The following is a 20,187-nucleotide window of genomic DNA, read 5'->3' on the forward strand; positions in this document are numbered from 1 at the left end:
ATAGTTTAAGAAGGATTTTATTTTGGGACACAAAGCATCCCTACGCCTGCAAATGAAGGTGGTGGTGAATGCGGGAATCCCCCTTCAATCACTTCTACTAATGAATCAAATCATAACATGCTGATCAAGTTTAATAGGACTGTTTCTTTTCACAGATTCAATACTAGCTAGTGCAATTTTCAAAGACCATCGAGCATCTTCCGCAGTTACTAATGCTGGTTTATTATGAATCACACATACTACGAAACCTCTCAATTCCGCAATGTAAGCATCAAACAATAAATCTTGATCATATCGACATGTATTAAAACTTACCCCGTTATGATTATATCTCGTCATGCTAGATTCACGGATTCCCCCTGCAGTAAGCATACCTTCAGATCCGAAAACCTCTGCCCTCACATCATAACCATATACTGCCTGGAAATTCGCTTCTGCAGTTGCTATCGCACCATTATCAAATTTTATCGTAACAACAGCAGTATCTAGTAATCCATTACACTTTAAATCCGGACGAATTAACGCATCTGCCACCGCATACACCTCAACAGGCTTTGCACCAGGATTCAAATACATTAATGCATCAAAGTCATGGATTAAGGTTTCTAAAAAGATCGCCCATTCTGGAATTGATTCCGCTCTATTTAGCATTGGATCTCTTGTTGTTGATTTTAACAATTGTGGCATACCAATTTTACCAGATACAATTTCTTCATGGGCAGCTTTAAAGCCTTTTTCAAACCTTCTATTAAAACCAACTTGAACCAAAATATTACTTTTTTCACTCTCTTGAACAATTTCGTTTGCTTCTTTTAAATTAACAGCCATAGGTTTTTCACAAAATACCGCTTTACCTTGTTTAAAAGCAGCAAGGACATGACTAGCATGTGTACGTGCTGGTGAAGTAATCACCACGGCGTCTATTTCAGGATCTTGAATTAATTCCATCGGATCTGTGTATGCTTTTGCATTTATGTCTAATTGATTTATAAATTTTTCTGCAGCACCAGGTGCAGGAGCTGCAACCGCATATAATTTAGCTTGTGGTAAGCGATAGGCAAGCGTCTCCCCATGAAAAGCTCCCATTCTTCCAGCACCAATTAAACCAACATTTAGTTTATTCATAAAATAACCTCCTGAGAATTTATTTAGTATATACATTTACCTATTTAGGAAAGTCCCTGCCTTCAACTCAAAGTGTGATTGGCACCTTACGGAAACAAGGTAAATCCATTTTCCAAACCCTCAAAGAATACAGCGAGACAGGAACGATTGCTTGGTATTTTACTCCCTGGAAGATAGGGACTGTCGCTTGATAGTCTCTATTTGTCTTGTATATCTTTAGGCAGCCTGAATAGTTACATATGTTAATTTTTAGATTAGATAACTTCCCCTTCTCAAATGCTTCATTTCTTTTGTCAGCTCATCATTTTTTTTAAAAGAACTGCTCCTGAGTTTGACGGGCATGGGACTGGCCCCCTAATGATAAATTTACAAATGTTTCTTTTTCAATAGACTTAAAACACGCCTCAATAACATTCATATTTTGAATGGTATCTTCTAAAAGATCCTCTTGCATTTTCCCTTCTAATATTAATTGAGAGAAATACTCTACTTCTAACGTGTATTGCTGTCCGTATAAATCTTCTACCCTATAATTTCCACTTTCACCAACTATAACAATATGCGCATTTCCATTTTGAGGTATAAAGGCTCTTGGCGCTTGAACGGTGCCTTTTGTCCCAATAATTTCATATTGACCCACTCTTGTTCGGTCCATTGCAGCATCAAACTCAGCAATAATCCCATTTTCAAGCTCAATTATTCCCGTTACTGACATATCTACTTGATTAGATATGTCATTTTGAGTTGAAGCAAAAACCCGTTTAGGTTCGGTATTTAAAATATTTCTAATTGAATGTATACAGTAACAACCGACATCATAGATACTGCCTCCGCCTAATTTTTGATTCATTCGAATATTTCCAATTTGATCCTCAAGGAAAAAAGAAAGGCTCACCCTCATAATTTTTACTTCACCAATTTCACCGGAAGCAATAATTTCTTTTACTCTTTTATGTTGTGGGTGAAATTGATACATAAAACCTTCCATAAACATAACGCTATTTTTCTTACATACTTCGATCATTTCTTTTGCTTCTATTACAGTCAAGGCTGCAGGTTTCTCACAAAAGACATGCTTCCCTTTCTCAGCTGTTTTCTTTACCCAGGTTGAATGGAATGCATTTGGCAAAGGAATGTAAACTGCATCGATATCTGGATCATCTAACAACTCCTCATAAGTCCCGTAAATCTTAGGAATCCTAAAATTTGAAGCAATTTCGTATACTTTATTATTTGAACTAGCGATTGCAACTACTTCTGCATTAAATGCATCCGTAAATGCTGGAAGTAATTCATCTTGAGCAATGTACGCAGTACTTAAAATTCCCCAACGAACTTTTGTAGCCATTCTTCCAACTCCTTTAATTAGCTTTTTAAAATGGTATCTGTATAAATAAATCATTTTTATTTATACGATTAAAAAAGCTATTTATTTAATTAAATGTTTTTGTTTTGCGAATAGGAGGGATTTATCAAGCATAATCCGCTGAACCCATCTGGTCTTTCTTCTTCTCCAAACTAAAGTTTCACTAGCTTGAACAGGAGTATTTAACCAAAAAAAGCTGAGATATCCCCCTTATCATTTCTGCTTTTTTCTAAGAAACATCGGTAACCGAAGGTTTTGAAGTAAAAAACTTTTTTCATTACATGCTGAGCAAGGTTCACTTTATCTATTTTAAGATACGCAGGGCTCCGCTAATTTTTCTTTTTGATGCAAAACACCCTTATGTAACCGGTTTCTTTTTTATAAATTTAATGATTGATGATTTTTCCTATTAATATAGCTGATTATATAAAAACATATAATAAAAGTAATTGGGTTTTGAAGACATGTTTTTACACTTTAAAGACATCCTTTTAAAAAAGCAGCGTAAGGGTGACAAATTTTTCAGTCCAAAAGGATCTGAAGGTATATGGAAAACAGTTATGGTACAAATACAATGAAAGTTTAAAAAAATAAATGGAAAGTACCATTGCGAGATTTTTCATATTATTACCAGTCTTAGTTTCTGAACAAAAAAACAAATTATTCAGCGACATTATCTGTGTGAGTATCAAAACAGCATATCCCTCCCCATTCTGGAAAGAGGCGTTATCTGCTCTTACAATTTGTTTTTTCTAAGTAGGTAAAGGAAAAGGAAGGGAAAATTGAGCGAGTATTCGTGAGCATTGTCTATTAAACTGAAGGAGTTCAATAAGAACGTAATAATTTAATAAAAACAGCCAGTTAGGTAAACTGGCTGTTTTTGAAATGAAAATACACATGAACTACCACAGAATTAACGCAAGTTGAATGATAGCATTAAATATCAAGTTTACGGGTACCAATCCATTTCACAATTTCAGGATCGCGATGTGAAAAGAACAAGCTTTCTTTCGTATCTAAAGTAGCGATTCTTTCCATATCCTCTTGGCCTAATTCAAAGTCAAAGATATTGAAATTTTCAATCATTCTTTCCTTACGAACAGACTTCGGAATCGCGACGACTCCTCTTTGTGTCAACCATCGTAGAATAATCTGGGCAACGGATTTATTATGCTTTTCGGCTATTGATACTAAAATTTCGTTCTGGAACATGTTATTTTTTCCTTCAGCAAATGGTCCCCAAGACTCTATTTGAACATTGTTCTCTTTCATAAATTTAGCACTTTCTATTTGCTGGCAGAAAGGATGTGTCTCAACCTGGTTTACAGCAGGAATTACTTCATTATGAGTCATCAAATCCATCAGACGGTCCATTTGGAAGTTACTAACTCCGATAGCCTGGACTTTACCTTCGCGGTACAATTCCTCCATAGCGCGCCAAGAACCATATACATCTCCGAATGGCTGATGAATTAAATACAAATCCAAATAATCCAATTGCAGTCTTTCAAGTGAACTACCGAATGCTTTCTTTGTGCTCTCATAACCAGCATCCTGAACCCAGAGTTTTGTGGTAATAAACAATTCCTCTCTTGGCACACCACTCCGTTTGATTGCTCTGCCGACTGCTTCTTCATTTAGATAAGAGGCAGCAGTATCGATCAGACGATAGCCTGCCATTATAGCGTCATAAACGACTTGTTCACACTCATTTTCATCTTGAATCTGAAAAACACCAAAGCCTAGTATAGGCATCTCAACACCATTGTTCAAAATTACTTTTTGCATATAAAAACCTCCTGTTTTTTAACAAATCGGAACATACTACTTACAATAAACAAAATTTATTGGTGTTAAATTATCTCTCTTGATGTGTAGGACGAATAAGCATTTCATTAATTGCTACATCTGATGGTTGTTCAATGGCAAAAGCTATCGCACCAGCAATACTCTCAGCGTCTATCGCACCTTCATAAGCTTTATCGATTCCTGGTTTAAGATCCATATCTGTAATGGAATTTATTAATTCGCTCGTAACAGCTCCTGGTGAGATAATGGTTGTACGAATATTGTTACCTAACTCTTCTTTGCGAAGACCTTCTGTAATTGCACGTACAGCAAACTTTGTTCCTGCATAGACCGTACTTCCAGCTCCAACAACATGTCCAGCTACTGAAGACAAATTAATGACATGTCCTGATTTTTGTTCTCTCATGGACGGAAGCACAGCCGCAATCCCATAAAGTACGCCTTTAATATTTACGTCAATCATTTTATTCCAGTCTTCGATTCTTTTCTTATAAAGAAATGAATGTGGCATAACGCCAGCATTATTCACTAATACATCAATTTTTCCAAACTCTTGAAGCGCGTACTCAGCAAGCTCTTCCATTTGTTCATGTGACGTTACATCGGTTACTTTATAAATAGCTTTTCCACCATTTTTTTCGATTTCTTTCTGTAACTGTTGTAAACGATCTTCACGACGAGCTGCCAAGACCAACTTCGCACCTTTAGACGCAAGTTTTTTAGCAGTTGCCTCTCCAATTCCACTAGAAGCACCTGTAATAATCACAACTTTATCTTTTTTGTTTGATATCATTTATATCTATCCTTTCTTAAATAAAAAGTAAATTTATTAATCCAGATGATTTGCCATCTAAAAGCAAAGCATCTGCATAATCTATTTTCTAAAACTTCACTGCTGTGCACTTGAGAGCTCACGGCCGCGTCTAAATGAAAACACTCCAATCAGTAGAGCAATCACGACTGATGTAGCTCCAACCCAACTGATTTCTAGTATTGATGACCTTCCCGCAACAATACCTCCAATTCCAGCACCAGCGGCAAATCCAAGTTGTACAAAGGAACTATTCAGGCTAAGCACGATACCAGAGGCTTCTGGAGTCAACGAGACTAGGTTAAAGTTTTGGGTAGGCCCGAACGTCCAAGCAGCGATCTCCCAAATCATAAGCAATGGGAGGGTAACCATTCCCCATCCAAATCCAGAGACAGTTGACAGCAACAATAGCGAGATGATGTGGACAACCATGGAGCCGACCAGCGTGCGAACGATGCCGATCCGGTCTGCCAATAAGCCACCAACCTTAGAGCCAATCAAGCTTGCTATCCCCATAGCTAAGAGAATGATACTTAATTTTCCTTTCATGGTTGGCATAACGGCGGTCAGAAAGGGAGTGATATACGTATTGAGCATCGAATAGCTAATAAATACAAAGAAGGTTACACCAAGAGTGAGTGCGATCCTCGGATTCTTCAAGAGGGCAAGACGTTTGCCCAGAGAAACAGACTCTTCGCCCTCCATGACCGGAATCGTCCGTGCAACAGCAAAGATAGCCACTAGGCTGAAGAGGCCAATGCCCCAGAAGATGCCCCTCCAATCATAAGACGAAGCAATCATCCGACCAAGGGGAACACCGAAGACAAGTGAAGAACTATACCCCATTGCGATGTTAGCCATCGCTCCACCCTGACGTCCAGGAGCCGCCAGTTTTGCAGCTATACCATAGGCAGTGACAACGAAGACCCCTGTTCCTACCCCCAGTAAAACGCGAGAGACCATCAACAATCCAAAGCCTGGAAGAGTGATTACCCCAATGACGCCGAGTAGTATGATGGCCAGAGCCAGTAACAATTGCTTACGCTGATCCATCTTAGAGGTTGCTGCCATAACAAGGGGCGTTCCGATTGCGTTACCGAGAGCGAATACGGTAATAAGCTGACCTGCGGTTGCTACCGATACATCGACGGAAGCAGCCACTTGATCCAACGTACCTACGATGACGAATTGTGAAGTGCCGACCACTAAGCTAATAAGGGTCAGCATGTAAATTTTCCAAGTATTTTTCATTCTGTTCTATCTACTCCTTTATCTATGATGTGATATATCAAGTTTTGCATTTTAGACTTTTTGTATCTTGTTTAGTTACCAGTAAAAATCCCCCTCGAACTTCTACACTTGGAAGTCACAGCATAACAACAGCTTATTTCCATACAATCAGCCCATTAGAAGAAACTTCTGGATCATTTCGTTCTACTCTACGCTTTGCATGATTTATCTTTCATTATTTGCATTATTATCGCTTTAAACGGTTATATTATTTAACCGCATCCTTATTATGCTACAAGGGAGAAAGCATCCGGTATCCCATTCTTCTCAAATGATTGCCCAATCCTCTCACGACCATTTACGCAGAAAGTGAATTAGCCTTATAATGGGACCAACACGGATGAAGAAAACAAAGGAGGATTTTATGTTTGAACAATTATATAGACAAAGAGTTGAGCTCGCCAAAATCATAGAGGATCACACAGGACGTGACGGTACTCAAATGACTGCTATTCCGTCTTTATTTTTCTCCCGTTATTCTAATGATACTGGACCAAATTACGGAGTTCACAAGCCCTCATTATGCATTGTGGTTCAAGGGATGAAGGAGGTATTGTTGTCACAGGAGCTCTTTAGGTACGGTCCTGCCGATTACCTTGTTGCATCCGTTAAGCTGCCAATTACCGGACAAGTCATGGAAGCCTCTTCCGAAGTGCCTTATCTTGCTCTCAAACTTGAATTTACACCGAGTGAAATATTAGAGGTGTTACGTGAATTCCAAATGGGAGTTGACAAAAGTGAAAATGCAAAACGAGGTATGTATGTCAGCAAAACAGAGCCATCTTTGCTAGACGCGGTAACAAGATTAGTTCGTTTGCTAGATACTCCAAAAGACATCAAGGTACTTGCTCCTTTAATCGTGAAAGAAATCATCTATAGGGTTCTGCAAGGAGAACATGGGAATATGCTAAAACAAATAGCAATAGAAGGAAGTTCTACCCATCAAATCAGTGACGTGATTGAACATATTATGAATAACTATGAAAAGTCTTTTAAGATTGAGGAACTTGCGGAAATAGCAAATATGAGTGTTTCTTCACTTCATCGGCACTTTAAAGAGATAACCGCGATGAGCCCAATTCAATTCCAAAAACAACTGAGACTTCAAGAAGCCCGAAGCCTGTTATTATCCGAATCAGCAGATGCAGCAGATGTTGCATTCCAGGTAGGCTATGAAAGTCCATCACAATTCAGCCGTGAATATTCGCGCATGTTTGGTTTACCACCAATAGAAGATATAAAGCACCTGAAGGAGCAATATGAACAAAGGGTAAAAGCTTGATTCCCCTTCACATAGGTTCATTCTATGTATTAATTTAGTGGCACCTACACTTTAAATAATATAGAAAAGTGCATTAATCTAATCCCGGATTAATGCACTTTTTCATTCTGCAATTTACCTGTCTTTGTATGCCAAAGCTTTATCCTGCTTCCGAACAAATTTCAGAGCATAATGAGTCCCACAAATATATATTCCCATGATGGATAGATGATCTATTAAAAATCCCATGGAGGACTTATCAATGTTCCAACCAAATGGATTATATACCGTTAACTTGTAAAACATATCTCTCTCGAAAGAAGCCTGCACACCATAAACAACAATCATCACCGCTATGACACGAAACACAATTGTGTGGATACGACTGGTGCTAGTAATTCCCGTCATCTTTCGTACTGCATTGATAATTGTTCCCCAGGATATTCCTATATGCACAGCCATGAAGATAAATCCCCAATATGAAGTCATAACATGTATCTGTAATAGAATCATGTCATTGTTTATAGGAATAAAGGCAAATATGTCATGGGAAATTGGTACAGAACTTAGTATCACTACAGCCATAGATACGAGAAAAAGCAAATTGACCGCAATACTCAGAATACGTCGTACATTGTGCTTTCCCTTAAAAATCGTCTTATACCATCTTCGATTTAAAATATTGTGGGCAATAAACAACAAAAACAATAAAACTCCTACCAGTTCGTGGATTGTATTTCCGGTAATATGGTAAGCCATAGCAACTAACATCAGAAAGGTCATTGAAAGGTCAATAACCAGCCTAATTAACATATTTCGATTCAAAAGGCTCTCCTCTTTCAACTTTATTTAATAATTGGGTCGGTTCCTCGTAGGGAAGTATTATTGATGATATCATTCAAATTTCGTTTAAATGCTAGAAAATCCCCTATGTCTCTTGATTAAAATGGATCATCAAAAGAACCTTCTGGATAATCCCCACTTTTTCTTCATCTTCCATTAAGCTATTTCCATTCAAAATATCCTGCGAGGCCTCCAGATTATCGTCTAACGCTTTTACCTCCCAGTGATTTGTAGGAATACCTGCAATCTTGGATTCTGTACTGCTGTCCTTTGATCCTGTAAAATCTTCAAGATCATATTTCTTCATTTCATCCAACGTGTTCACGAAGTCATCACGCTCCTGATTGGCGTGACAAGAAAAGCAGCGACCGATGTCTTCCTCGTAATCCACTGACTTGTCTCCATTGAATTCCTGGTATAGCCAATCGCCGTTACGCATCTCAGGGGGATTCTGGTCTACCCAGCCATCGCGCTTTTCCATCACGAAGATTTCATCAAGCTTTTCATCCCTATAGATTTCGAGAGTGATTACGGTGTCGTCAGGGATTGGCTGACCGTTCTGTACCGCTTCTATTGCTTCCTGGCTCGTGTAGAGCTCCTCTCTGACATTTCCTCGATTTACAGTCGTGTAGTTCACACCCTTATCGTAGTTCTCAGGGAATTTAACAAGTTCACGACTGAACTCAGCCATCTCCTGCTGTGAGGTATCACCCGATGGATCCTTTTGAGAAATCCCATTTGTGTCATTATTGTTGTTGCAAGCAGTAAGAGTGAGGGACATCACCAATGCAAGGAACGTAAATAATAGTTTTTTCATATTGTTTTCCTCCTACAATTTTTAGTATTTGTATTGATTCGTTGGAGTCAAAATAGTATAAGATTCTGGGATGTGGTGCTGTTTTATGGTTAAAAATTCTGAATTCTGAATACCAAAGGTAATGACTATTATTATTGGGGACTAGCTGCTTATGTTTCTTTTCACTACTCTGTTTAGAAACTTTGGATTTTATTTCAACAGAATAATTGTTTTAGAAAAAGTAGAGGCTTTTTTATTATGCAGCAAATGAAAAAACGACCGATATCCTATTCCTATCAAATGGTTGCCTATTCCTACCACAATAAAAATTAAAGTTATACGCATGTTATTTTGACAAAATCACAAATATCTTCGTATAGAATTATTTAATAGAATGAAATGACTTAACTGTTATAAGTCATAACGATACCAGTGAGATATTATTGGTGAAGAGTCTATTGTTATCCCCTATGAAAAATAGCGTCAATAAATTGAAGAAGAAGAGAATGACATAGGGCAAAGAAGATTTAACCAGGAGTATAAACATATAAAATGGAGTTTGTGAAGAAATGTACTTAAACTACCTGCCCCGTTAGTTCCATAAAAAAAAGGCTGCCGCAGCAACCCCTGTTAATGAACTAAAGCACCTGTTTGTTAATTAAACACTTACTTAAAAGTTAAATGATAGAACATACAACGCTTCTATGTTGAATTTTAAAAACACCCAGCATCCTTCTATTTATTCATAATATGAATAAGTTCTTATGGTTGATGCCATTATTTATCCGCGGGATTTTCCACCTGAAATATTAACGGTTGTACCTGTAATATAGCTAGAACGGTCTGAAGCTAGATAAGTGACCAATTCACCAATTTCATCCAATTTACCAGGTCGTCCAAGTGGTATCGTTTTGCTGTAATCTGATCCAAGACCCTCTACTGTCACTCCACGTGTGTATGCTAATGCTTCATTATAAGCATCTGTTGTTAAACCTGTTTGCTCATTAATCCCTGGCGCAACACCAACTACGCGGATGTTGAATTTCCCTAGTTCTTTTGCCCAAGAACGGGTAAAGCCATTGACAGCACCTTTTGTTGCCGAATAAACACTTTGTCCAGAAGATCCTTCCATACCTGCCTCAGAAGAAATATTAATGATAACGCCTTTATTATTTTTCACCATTACTCTCGCAACTGCCTGAGCACAAAGGTAAGGTCCTTTTTGATTGACGGCAACCATGAAATCAAAATCCTTTTCACTTAACTCATACTCTGGCTTTTCTCCCCGGAAATCAACGAGTAAACGTGGTAAGTTTACACCTGCATTATTAACTAAAATATCTACAGTTCCAAATAGCTCTGTGGCTTTGGTGACCATATTTTCAACGCTTTCTTTATTGGTAACGTCGCATTGGATATGATAAGTTCCATCAGCTTGTTCGCCAGTATTTACATTTAGATCGGAAACAAACACCTTTGTACCGTTCTTTACTAAATGTGCTGTTATTTTCGAGCCAATTCCAGATGCACCACCCGTAACAATTGCCACTTTATTTTCTAATTGATGCCATGATTCATTCATTCTTTTTCCTCCTTATTAAATATAGAGTCGAGGATCATAGGTGAAATTTAAAAATAAGTAACAAACTCTAAATAATTTTTTTCTTGTATTAGCTGTGTTAACTCTAACTGATGCAATTTTCATGGAGAGTTTTTCTCCTTCGAGGAAACATCCCTCTTCTTGCATTTAATTCTATTTAAACCTTTGACAAGTTTATTTTTTCAAGATTCGAAGAGTTGTTCCTGCTGGCGGCATTTGTATATCTCTTTCTTCAAGATGTAAAGTGCCAGGTAATTCTGGCGTTTCAGAGCCATTAAATTTTAACGTGATATGTCCAAGTGAACCTAAATTCTTTTTTACCACGTCACCTACAGAGGTAATGGTATATTGAAGATTGCCTAAGACGAGAATGTCACCCTTTTCGATTTCACCATTAATTTCATTTACATCAATTAATAGGCAATAATCCGCTAATTCACTCGGAGCATCAGCTCCGAATAGGATGAACATTTTTTCTCCAAGAAAATCAGAGACAGATGGACCAAGTTGGTTAATTTGAGTTTGATAAACTGTCTGCACAAGAAACTCCTCCAATTCTTTGCTTTAAATAATCTATTCAGAATCTATTCTAGTAATTATTCATATAAACCGAAGCTTGCAAGCCAAGCAATAAAAACGGTAGGTGCTCCGGTTAAAAAACGTCCGTACAATACGGAAGGAACTCCGACTTCAATGGTTTCCACTTCTGCCTCTGCCAATCCTAGCCCAACTGGAACAAAATCAGCTGCAGCCTGAGAGTTAATCGCGAAAAGAGCTGGCAATGCAAGGTGCGGAGGGATATTTCCTTTTCCAATTTCCACTCCAATTAATGTCCCAATGACCTGTGAAATAACAGCTCCCGGTCCTAAGAATGGTGATAATAATGGGAATGAGCATATTAAAGAGATTAAGAGCAAGCCCGGCAAAGAGCCTGCAAATGGTGATAAATATTGTGCGAATACATCACCAATTCCAGATGCTTTAATCACTCCGATTAACATGGCCACAAAAGCCATAAACGGTAAAATGGTTTTAATGACAGTATCTATCGTGTCACGGCCAGCCTGATAAAACACATTGACGATGGAACCCATCGCCATCCCAATGCGTGCTATGACTCCTTTAGGCTTTCTTTGTTCACTAATTTTTTTATCTGCGCTATACTTAGGTTTAGATATTGTTTTCTCAACTTGTCCGTTAGCATTGTTCACATTGGGTATTGGAGGTGTTGCAGCACCTTCATACAATTCAATGTTTTGAGACTTTACTCCAGAAACGTAAATGTCCTCGGTAATGTGCATTGCTAACGGGCCACTTTGTCCAGTAGGCATAATATTGATCGTCATGATTCTTTTTTTTGGGTATAAGCCACATCGGAGCGTTCCGCCACAATCAATAATGACACACGCCATTTCATTCTCAGGTACGCTCGTTTTAAAACCGTCGACTAATTCACAGCCTGTTAATTCTGCAATGGTGTCTGCAATATCCGGTCTTGTTCCGCCCGTTACATAAACCACTTTATTTTTTTCTTCTGTCGGTGAAATCACTAATGGCCCACCAAATCCTCCTTGCCCTGCATTGACGATAATTGACTTGTACTGCGTAACCGTTTGAGTCATCGCTTTCCCCTCCTTAGAGATCCACTGTTTCCTTCAATTTAACGCCTTGCTGTTTAGATACATAATAAGTTGTTAAATCTGTTACCCAGCCTCTTAAAAAGTTTGTAAAAATACCCACCAAGAAGTAACGAAGGGCTAGTTCTGTAGTTTCAAATCCCAGCGTTGTAATTCCTGCAGCAATTCCCAAGAATACGAACAACTCTCCTGGATTAACGTGTGGAAAAAGTCCGTTATGCGTGTGGCAGGAATAAGAAGCAGCAGCATAATAGCTTGGTTTGTATTTTTCTGGCAAAAATTTCCCGAGTGACAATGTCATTGGATTTGCCAAAGCGAACGTTCCAATTACCGGAAGAACAAAATATCTTGTAAGTGGGTTCTTACTCGATTTCTTTGCGATTCGTTCCACTCTTTCTTCTCCAACCAACCGTATAAGGGCATTCATTGCAACTAAAAGCATGATAAGAAGTGGAACAATACCTGTTACTAAATCGACAAAAGTTTCGGCCCCTGCTCTAAATAAATTCATAAACCCATCTGCTGCATTTGTAAGCCAATCCATTCAATTCACCTCATATAATTCCTATTTTTTTGATAAGAGTAAATCAATCCAGCCTTTCTTAACCTTCAATTCACCCCCTTTAGAGATAACATGATAGCTGTTCAGTGCATCCTCAATGGCTAACCTTGTTAACTTATTTACTTTATATAAATCTTCTTCACCGAGGTGTAAGAGATTTTTCCCCTCAAATCCTTTTAAGTTCCTTACTCTTGAAAGCACGGTCACTCCCTGCATTTTGGTGGCTTTCAAAATGTTGTTTTTTCGGTCAATTGCAAACATTACGACAGTGCCTGATTTAATAAGTCCCGTTTTTTTCCCAATCGCGACCCTTCCAAGCTTTCTCAACTCTGCATACTTTTTATTGAAATGCTTGATTTGCAAAAATCCAAAAATGCTTTGAAGGAGCCAAGAAAAACCAATTAATATAACGACATACCATAGCATTTTCATTTCCTCTTTTCATATGAACTGAATCTTACATCTTGTTTCCGCTTACAATCAGATAAAAAGATCAGGTTTAAAATTAATCCCTACTTCCTAATATAAGGCAGTTCCTTTTTCTATAATTTCAATAATTGCATTTGCCGTTTCCTCAGTGGTGATCAGAGTGTTAATGTATCCTCCTCTTAATCCGCCAATAATAGAAGGAGCTTTTTCAACAGACTCTGCAATACCGATTGAGTAAGGAATATTTTTTAGTTTTTCCAGCTCAATGGCTATTGTTCGATCAGTTAAGTCAGATTGAATCAGGTTTCCATCTATATCATAAAATCGTGAGCATATATCACCAATGGCACCTTGTTGATTTAAATCTTCAATTTCTCTATTGCCACAAAAGCCAGCCCAGACTAAATTAGATGATTGGTTTGGGTTCCCGATCCCTACTACTGCAATTGTTAAGTTGTCCCAAAGCTCAGTTATTTTAGTGAAATAGTGTGATTGAACAATGTCATCCTTTGTCTCTTTTTTTTCTACTACTGCCGCAGCATCAATAAAATAAGAAGTTCCTCCAAAATCTTCTGCAATATTATAAACAATTCTATTGACGTGATGCTTCGTATCCATTGGTCCAGGCCCACCTACTAAAGGGACAAAATGAGCGTCTTTTTTTCCGGCATTGGTAAATTCACCGATCATACTGGCCATTGTACTTCCCCAGGCACAGCCTACGACATCGCCGTCTTTAATAATTCGTTTTAGTAATTCAGCCCCTGCTACTGCTACCACTTTCTTTTTATCCAGTTCTGTACTGTCTCTCTTTTCAGGAAGAATAATTACTTCTTTTAAGCCAAACAATTTTTCCATTCGACGTTCCAATTCAAAAGCTCCATCAATATCGCTACTAACAGTAATTTTAACTACTCCATCTTCCCTTGCTTTTTTTAAAAGTCTGCTGACGGAAGTTCGGTATATACCTAATTCTTTTGAAATGGCACCTTGAGTCATATCTTCTTCATAATACATTTGCGCAATTTTAACCAAGAGTCTTTTTTCTTCTCTTTTATCCATTTAGTCCCTCACCCTTTTTCGATATGCACATTTGTGCAACTGTAATCATTTGTGCTTTGTTGAGTTTAGTATACGCTTACAAAAATAGCTACGTCAACAAAAAAATACCACTTGTGCAAATTTTAAAAATATTATGTCATTTGTGCTGGGTGTGGACTTATTATCCATCGAAAAAACACAAATAAATGAAGCAGCTCCATTTGATCAGGCTGCTTCATTTCTATCAATCTGACCATTATGTTGTTTGCATCTTTTTGTAATATCAAATCATTTTTTACTTATACAAAATCATACAAATCATCGACAAATTCATTCACGGGCCTGTCGAACAAGTTACACAACATTAACAGTGACCTCCCCTTACCTTCTTTTCCCTCGTTAAAATCTTTTATAATAGTTATAACTTTTCCGTTTGTGAATAATTACTTTCCGTTGGAGCATTTGTACATCCCGTCTGAACCCCTATTCCTCCAAGTAATGTCCTAGCTTCGCTTGTTATCCGAGATCTCATTAATAATATGAAAAAGGGAATCCCCTTACTAAATTTTATCATTTGAGGGTGTAATTTCCAAACCATGGTAGGCCAAGTATTACTTTTTTAAAACTAGGACTCTCTATCTCGAAAATCAATGTTATTAAACACTTTACTTACTATACTGACTGATAAATTCTATTCCCCTTTACCAGATAATTAAGTAGCGAATCTTATTCATGAATCGCGCCTTTTTCTTGAATAAAATTTATTGTTGATGCATTGATAAGAATAGATTTGAAAATTTAAGTAGAAAGAAAAAATAAAAGAACCCATTCAGAATTGAATAGATTCTTTATGTTTAATAATTATAGTTATTATTCTTCCAACTTCCTTGACTCGAAGTACCGCTCCACCTTCCTTTTTACCCGCTGAAGTGCATTATCGATCGTCTTTTTTTGAACATTCAGTTCCTTTGATATTTCAATATAAGTTTTTCCTTCCAGGTACAAGTCCACAACACTACTTTCCAACTCACTAAGGACTTCCGTTAAAATTAGCTCAATATCGCAAATTTCTTCTGATTTTATTAAGATCGTGACTGGGTCATTTTGTCTCAGTTCAGGGATTAGATCAATTAGAGCCTGTTCCGATTCCCCTTGATAGATAGGCGTATACAATGAAACATAATTATTTAAGGGAGAATGCTTTTGGCAAATAGCCGCTTTAACAGCGGTTATGATTTGTCTTGTAATGCACAGTTCCGCAAATGATCTGAAAGACGACTTTTTGCAATTCTTGTAGTCTCGAATGGCCTTATATAGTCCAATCATCCCTTCCTGTAATACATCTTCCTTATCTCCACCCGTTAAAAAATACTTCAAAGCATTTGATTGAACGACACATCTGTATTTTTTGATTAAAAAGTCCAGTGCATCTTCATCACCATTATGGATTTTCCCAACCAACATTAAATCTTCCATATGAGTATAGTTTTCCACTCGTTTCTTCTCGATGATTACACTCATTTATTTTCCCCCACTCACTAAGTTGAGCCCCGACATAAAGGTTGCATTACCACTTCAATGTATTGAAGTACATTCAATATTATAATATCTCAGAAATGACGATAATGATATTCGCAAATAACGACATTTTTCTACAAAATACTGATATTTATAAGTCCTGCTCTATAACTATACACTTTCAGTCAGCTTTAATTAATTTGGTGAAGGTCTCGTCTTTAAAGTCGTTTTGTTTAACTCCTAATCATTGACGGATTTAGTTGTACCGGTGGGGGTGACGATTAGGGTGGGGGTCCAGGATATTGCGGCCTAATAAACTGTTCTGCACTAATGGTTTAACATAGCCTAATCAAAAGGAAAAGGCGGAATAAACGTTCATTGTATGCAAGGCATGTTGATCTATCGCATTTTTAGTTTTACTTCATTAGCTTTAATAGGAAAAACAAGGAGAATGCCAGTTGAAACATCGTCTCCAAATTAGCTGGTTTCATTTAAACACTTTCCTTGGAAAAATAAAAAGGCACCCTTCAAAGGATGCTTTAACATTTTATTAACAGTGATTAAATTGAGAAATTGGGATATATTTATTAAACTTAGCGCCCGTCTCCTCTTCAACTTCATTTAAATAACATAGTATTAAAGTGGTGGATTTTCCACACCTAAATGAATCCAATCTTCTTTTGGCGGTCCATAAACCCCAGAAGGTTTTATTCCTGCTTGACGCATCAGAACCGTAACTTGTCCGCGATGATGAACAATATGCTTGATTAGTCCCATAAGGATGGAAGCATTTGTTTCCTGTCTTCCAAACGCTTCTTGTATTTGCTCTAGGTATTCGTCTGTCCATTGTTGTTCAATAATTTGGGCTGCGTGAGAACTTACATTTTTAAAAGTGATAGCAATTTCCTGGGCTGAAGATGGAACGTTTTCTGAACTTTCTATCCGGTCTATCTTTAACCCGAAATGAGCTAGATAATCTGGAATATTCGTGGTGAAATGCCACGCAATTCTTCCTAAAGTGCGGCCTTCAGGATAAACTTGTTGTTCTAATGAATCATCAGTCAAACTATCCAAAACATTTTGAGTCAGTGTGGCTTCTTTATTCCATTCTTTAATAAAATCTGAAATTTTAATATACATATAATACCTCCCCTATTTCGATAGATAATTACTTACTCAAAAACCATTATAAAACATATGTTCCCTCATTACGAATTCCTTATTAAACATGCAATGCAACTTTAGTTGAAATAAATGATATCCGTTTTAACCATTTGATTTTGAAACTAAAAAGGATTCTACAACTGTAGAATCCTCTGTTGTACATGGATAATAGTCTATTCCGCTACCATTTAGCACATTGGGGAACAGGCTCCATAATGTTCTACGTCCATCCATTGCTGAATCATTTCCTGTTACTTCTTTAAAATAAAATTGTTCTTCATTTTAAGCCTTGATTGTTATTTCTATGATCAGTTTTCATATGGTTTTCGTGCTCTCCTCTTGACAATTACAGGAACTTTTCAATTAAATTCCACCAAGACGCTTATATACTCAGAGCATAAAGTTATTAAAATTCAGCATGAAAGCTTGTTTGGATTAATAAATTAAATAAAGTGGGATTAGGCAACATGCATATTATGTATAGAATGAATCGTTTAGAATACTCTCACTGCTTCTGTTGTCTTGGCATTTGGGCTATGCAAATGAGCCAGCTTTTCTCCACTTTAACATTAGAATTTATTATATAATGACATTTCAATTAAAGAGCGAAGTATTGGCATATAACGATGAAGCACCACCAGAGTGAACAAATAGGATGTTATCCTCCGGCTTAAAGGTGCCTTTTTGAATTAAATCAATGAGTCCCGCTGCCGCTTTACCCGTATATACCGGATCCAACAAAATCCCTTCTGTTCTTGCCATTAGCTTGACTGCTTCCACCATTTCAGGTGTAGGCAAAGCATAACCCGGTCCGACATACTCATCCAAACACGTAACAGCCTCACGAGGGATTGAATTTTGTATGCCGATGTGTGTTGAAGTTTCTCTAACAAGCTGAAAAACTTTCTCTTCTTGTTCAGCTTTTCCTCTGCTTACATTTATGCCAATTACTGATATTCCACTTTGATTTCCATGAAATCCTGCAACCAAACCAGCATGCATTCCCCCACTGCCGCTTACACAAATAACTGCTTTCAAATCAATCCCTTGCTCAAAGGACTGTGCTAAAATCTCCTGAGCGCATGCAACATATCCCGTTGCACCAATGACATTGGATCCCCCAACGGGAATGATGTAAGGTCGGTGTCCTTTCTCCGTCACCTCTTTAGCCACTTTCTGCATTTCTTGCATTAAGTCCGATCCATTAGGTACAACTATAATTTGGTCAGCCCCCAATAAATGATAGAGAAAATAGTTACCGTTAAAATCCGGCTCTGAATCCTTTGAAAGTCCCTCTTCCAATACAAGGATGCATTTCATTTTCTCTTTAACGGCAGCAGCTAGTGTCAAGCGACAATGATTTGATTGAATGCCTCCACATGTGATCAACGTATCTGCGCCTTTTTCCAACGCATCGGCAACAAGGAATTCCAGTTTTCTTGTTTTATTTCCTCCAGCCGTCAGACCAAGCATATCATCTCGTTTAACATAGATGGATGGGCCCCCAAGAACTTCAGAAAAATGCTCTAATCTCTCAATGGGTGTATATGTTGGTGTATATCGCTTTCTGGGAAATCGTGCTAAATTCATTTTAAAACTCCTCCTGTATCCTCTGTTGTAAATTAAAGAAAAAAATATCAATCTGACGTTCTCGTTACTTTAGAAAATAAATAATAGCAAACGCCTCTATTTCCATCTTAGCATGTTTAGGTAAACGAGCAACTTCATTGCACTTCTAGCAGGATAGCATACATCATTCATCGAGGCAAAGTGACTCACTTCAAAATCGATGTTTACTGTTAGTTTGCTTCCGCTTATTTTATGACACGCTTGTTTTCCCCAATATTATCAGGCAGTTCCCCAGTTTCAGGATGGTTGGGGCTTCCCTGAATTTTATACCTTGCCAATAAGGATAAATAGCCTTGTAAGCATATTTGGTTATAATTGTTTCATAGATCATGTAAACTAACTTTTTTATATGATCTAAAAGTTAAATTAGTTGTGCCGAAACATATACAGACTCGACCCTTTGAAATATATAAACAATCAAAAGTCTGAAGCAGAGAATGACTTCAATCGTTTTTTAAGATAAAATAAATATACTTGTATATAATTGGATTTTAGAAAGGAGCACCATGGAAACCAATCACTATCAATATATTACAGAACAAATAGAACATTATTCTTCTAAGCCCTTAAGGGAAGCTATATTTTTTGTTATTAAAAATGCGATCATTGAAGGGATATTTTTGCCCGGAGACCGTTTAACGGAAGATGATATCGCCCAACAATTCAATTGTAGCCGTACACCGGTTCGTGAAGCTTTGAGGAAATTAGAACAGGAAAATTTGCTTCAGGTAAAACCTGGTATAGGGATGGTCATATCCAATGTGGATATTGAACTTTTGCAGCAAGAATTGGAAATCAGGAAAATGCTCGAAAACTATTCTTTACAAAAAGCTTGTGAAGGAATTACGGAAGAGGAATTAAAAAAACTGGAATGGGCAACGGATAAACTGCAACAGGCCATAAATAATAATGACCGAATAGCGGCAAGTCGAGCAAACATTGAATTTCACCGCTTATTATATTCCTACTCGAGAAATACCTTTCTCCAAAAGACTACGGATTCATTATGGCTTTCTTTTCGAATTTCCTTTTTATCGGCCCGTAATGAAGATGTTACAATGGTTGATAAATCTTGGTATGAGGAACGAAACAACGAGCACTTACAGGTAATCCATGCCATTCGTGACAAAGATGTAGAAAAAGCAATAAAGATCAATACGATCCATATCCAAAAAAACTATGATTATTACCTTGATTACATAAAACGTGTATCACAATAAAATTAAAATAAAGGGTGCCTATTTGCGAGTATTCAGTCCGCAATGGAGGAACCCTTTTATATTAGGTATATATTACGGATTTCAGG

At 37.4% G+C, this 20,187-nt stretch carries 18 protein-coding genes; 2 read left to right on the forward strand and 16 right to left on the reverse strand.

Going from position 1 to position 20,187, the window contains the following annotated elements; translation table 11 throughout:
* Nucleotides 1–105 precede the first annotated feature (105 nt).
* From BS1321_RS00315 to BS1321_RS00335, 5 genes are all read right to left on the reverse strand, one after another.
* Entirely contained in the window at nucleotides 106–1,125 is a 1,020-nt protein-coding gene (locus BS1321_RS00315; RefSeq protein WP_063233624.1) for a Gfo/Idh/MocA family oxidoreductase, read from the reverse strand.
* 310 nt (nucleotides 1,126–1,435) lie between these two features.
* The gene (locus BS1321_RS00320) at nucleotides 1,436–2,473 is read right to left on the reverse strand and encodes a Gfo/Idh/MocA family protein (protein ID WP_063233623.1); all 1,038 of its coding nucleotides are present in this window, start codon (nucleotides 2,471–2,473) and stop codon (nucleotides 1,436–1,438) included.
* Between the two features lie 954 nt (nucleotides 2,474–3,427).
* Nucleotides 3,428–4,279: an aldo/keto reductase gene (locus BS1321_RS00325; protein ID WP_063233622.1), complete on the reverse strand. Its 852-nt coding sequence runs from the start codon at nucleotides 4,277–4,279 to the stop codon at nucleotides 3,428–3,430.
* 70 nt (nucleotides 4,280–4,349) lie between these two features.
* Complete coding sequence (locus BS1321_RS00330) at nucleotides 4,350–5,090, reverse strand: SDR family oxidoreductase (protein ID WP_174524169.1); 741 nt, start codon at nucleotides 5,088–5,090, stop codon at nucleotides 4,350–4,352.
* A 99-nt stretch (nucleotides 5,091–5,189) separates the two neighbouring features.
* Entirely contained in the window at nucleotides 5,190–6,362 is a 1,173-nt protein-coding gene (locus tag BS1321_RS00335; protein ID WP_063233620.1) for an MFS transporter, read from the reverse strand.
* Between the two features lie 403 nt (nucleotides 6,363–6,765).
* Between BS1321_RS00335 and BS1321_RS00340 the strand changes: the two genes are divergently transcribed.
* Nucleotides 6,766–7,683, forward strand: coding sequence for an AraC family transcriptional regulator (locus tag BS1321_RS00340; RefSeq protein WP_063233619.1), 918 nt, complete (start codon nucleotides 6,766–6,768; stop codon nucleotides 7,681–7,683).
* A 114-nt stretch (nucleotides 7,684–7,797) separates the two neighbouring features.
* On the opposite strand, the gene BS1321_RS00345 is transcribed toward BS1321_RS00340, so the two are convergent.
* From BS1321_RS00345 to cuyA, 11 genes are all read right to left on the reverse strand, one after another.
* The gene (locus tag BS1321_RS00345) at nucleotides 7,798–8,487 is read right to left on the reverse strand and encodes a DUF4405 domain-containing protein (RefSeq protein WP_063233618.1); all 690 of its coding nucleotides are present in this window, start codon (nucleotides 8,485–8,487) and stop codon (nucleotides 7,798–7,800) included.
* A 103-nt stretch (nucleotides 8,488–8,590) separates the two neighbouring features.
* Nucleotides 8,591–9,322, reverse strand: coding sequence for a cytochrome P460 family protein (locus BS1321_RS00350; RefSeq protein ID WP_063233617.1), 732 nt, complete (start codon nucleotides 9,320–9,322; stop codon nucleotides 8,591–8,593).
* Nucleotides 9,323–10,082: 760 nt separating this feature from the next.
* Entirely contained in the window at nucleotides 10,083–10,883 is an 801-nt protein-coding gene (locus tag BS1321_RS00355; protein WP_063233616.1) for an SDR family oxidoreductase, read from the reverse strand.
* Between the two features lie 192 nt (nucleotides 10,884–11,075).
* Nucleotides 11,076–11,441: a PTS glucitol/sorbitol transporter subunit IIA gene (locus BS1321_RS00360; protein ID WP_063233615.1), complete on the reverse strand. Its 366-nt coding sequence runs from the start codon at nucleotides 11,439–11,441 to the stop codon at nucleotides 11,076–11,078.
* A gap of 56 nt (nucleotides 11,442–11,497) precedes the next feature.
* Complete coding sequence (srlE, locus tag BS1321_RS00365) at nucleotides 11,498–12,523, reverse strand: PTS glucitol/sorbitol transporter subunit IIB (RefSeq protein ID WP_063233614.1); 1,026 nt, start codon at nucleotides 12,521–12,523, stop codon at nucleotides 11,498–11,500.
* Between the two features lie 13 nt (nucleotides 12,524–12,536).
* Nucleotides 12,537–13,082 carry a PTS glucitol/sorbitol transporter subunit IIC gene (gene srlA / locus BS1321_RS00370; RefSeq protein ID WP_063233613.1) on the reverse strand — a complete coding sequence of 182 codons (546 nt, stop codon included), beginning with the start codon at nucleotides 13,080–13,082 and terminating at the stop codon, nucleotides 12,537–12,539.
* A gap of 21 nt (nucleotides 13,083–13,103) precedes the next feature.
* A complete protein-coding gene (locus BS1321_RS00375; protein WP_063233612.1) occupies nucleotides 13,104–13,526 on the reverse strand; it encodes a transcriptional regulator GutM in 423 nt (140 codons plus the stop codon).
* 93 nt (nucleotides 13,527–13,619) lie between these two features.
* The gene (locus BS1321_RS00380; protein ID WP_063233611.1) at nucleotides 13,620–14,591 is read right to left on the reverse strand and encodes a sugar-binding transcriptional regulator; all 972 of its coding nucleotides are present in this window, start codon (nucleotides 14,589–14,591) and stop codon (nucleotides 13,620–13,622) included.
* 849 nt (nucleotides 14,592–15,440) lie between these two features.
* Nucleotides 15,441–16,091 carry an RNA polymerase sporulation sigma factor SigH gene (gene sigH / locus BS1321_RS00385; protein WP_063233610.1) on the reverse strand — a complete coding sequence of 217 codons (651 nt, stop codon included), beginning with the start codon at nucleotides 16,089–16,091 and terminating at the stop codon, nucleotides 15,441–15,443.
* A 633-nt stretch (nucleotides 16,092–16,724) separates the two neighbouring features.
* A complete protein-coding gene (locus tag BS1321_RS00390) occupies nucleotides 16,725–17,228 on the reverse strand; it encodes a DinB family protein (RefSeq protein WP_063233609.1) in 504 nt (167 codons plus the stop codon).
* A gap of 618 nt (nucleotides 17,229–17,846) precedes the next feature.
* Entirely contained in the window at nucleotides 17,847–18,842 is a 996-nt protein-coding gene (cuyA, locus tag BS1321_RS00395) for a D-cysteate sulfo-lyase (protein WP_063233608.1), read from the reverse strand.
* Nucleotides 18,843–19,387: 545 nt separating this feature from the next.
* Here cuyA and BS1321_RS00400 point away from each other — a divergent pair.
* Nucleotides 19,388–20,101, forward strand: coding sequence for a GntR family transcriptional regulator (locus BS1321_RS00400; RefSeq protein WP_063233607.1), 714 nt, complete (start codon nucleotides 19,388–19,390; stop codon nucleotides 20,099–20,101).
* Nucleotides 20,102–20,187: the final 86 nt, after the last annotated feature.

It is taken from the genome of Peribacillus simplex NBRC 15720 = DSM 1321 (assembly GCF_002243645.1).
Taxonomy (GTDB): Bacteria; Bacillota; Bacilli; order Bacillales; family DSM-1321; genus Peribacillus; species Peribacillus simplex.

What these genes read in the sequence shown, in the direction of transcription:
- BS1321_RS00315 (WP_063233624.1), bottom strand. Translation starts at nt 1,125, where the DNA reads ATGAATAAACTAAATGTTGGTTTAATTGGTGCTGGAAGAATGGGAGCT.
- BS1321_RS00320 (WP_063233623.1), bottom strand. Translation starts at nt 2,473, where the DNA reads ATGGCTACAAAAGTTCGTTGGGGAATTTTAAGTACTGCGTACATTGCT.
- BS1321_RS00325 (WP_063233622.1), bottom strand. Translation starts at nt 4,279, where the DNA reads ATGCAAAAAGTAATTTTGAACAATGGTGTTGAGATGCCTATACTAGGC.
- BS1321_RS00335 (WP_063233620.1), bottom strand. Translation starts at nt 6,362, where the DNA reads ATGAAAAATACTTGGAAAATTTACATGCTGACCCTTATTAGCTTAGTG.
- BS1321_RS00340 (WP_063233619.1), top strand. Translation starts at nt 6,766, where the DNA reads ATGTTTGAACAATTATATAGACAAAGAGTTGAGCTCGCCAAAATCATA.
- BS1321_RS00350 (WP_063233617.1), bottom strand. Translation starts at nt 9,322, where the DNA reads ATGAAAAAACTATTATTTACGTTCCTTGCATTGGTGATGTCCCTCACT.
- BS1321_RS00355 (WP_063233616.1), bottom strand. Translation starts at nt 10,883, where the DNA reads ATGAATGAATCATGGCATCAATTAGAAAATAAAGTGGCAATTGTTACG.
- srlE (WP_063233614.1), bottom strand. Translation starts at nt 12,523, where the DNA reads ATGACTCAAACGGTTACGCAGTACAAGTCAATTATCGTCAATGCAGGG.
- srlA (WP_063233613.1), bottom strand. Translation starts at nt 13,082, where the DNA reads ATGGATTGGCTTACAAATGCAGCAGATGGGTTTATGAATTTATTTAGA.
- BS1321_RS00375 (WP_063233612.1), bottom strand. Translation starts at nt 13,526, where the DNA reads ATGCTATGGTATGTCGTTATATTAATTGGTTTTTCTTGGCTCCTTCAA.
- BS1321_RS00380 (WP_063233611.1), bottom strand. Translation starts at nt 14,591, where the DNA reads ATGGATAAAAGAGAAGAAAAAAGACTCTTGGTTAAAATTGCGCAAATG.
- sigH (WP_063233610.1), bottom strand. Translation starts at nt 16,091, where the DNA reads ATGAGTGTAATCATCGAGAAGAAACGAGTGGAAAACTATACTCATATG.
- BS1321_RS00390 (WP_063233609.1), bottom strand. Translation starts at nt 17,228, where the DNA reads ATGTATATTAAAATTTCAGATTTTATTAAAGAATGGAATAAAGAAGCC.
- cuyA (WP_063233608.1), bottom strand. Translation starts at nt 18,842, where the DNA reads ATGAATTTAGCACGATTTCCCAGAAAGCGATATACACCAACATATACA.
- BS1321_RS00400 (WP_063233607.1), top strand. Translation starts at nt 19,388, where the DNA reads ATGGAAACCAATCACTATCAATATATTACAGAACAAATAGAACATTAT.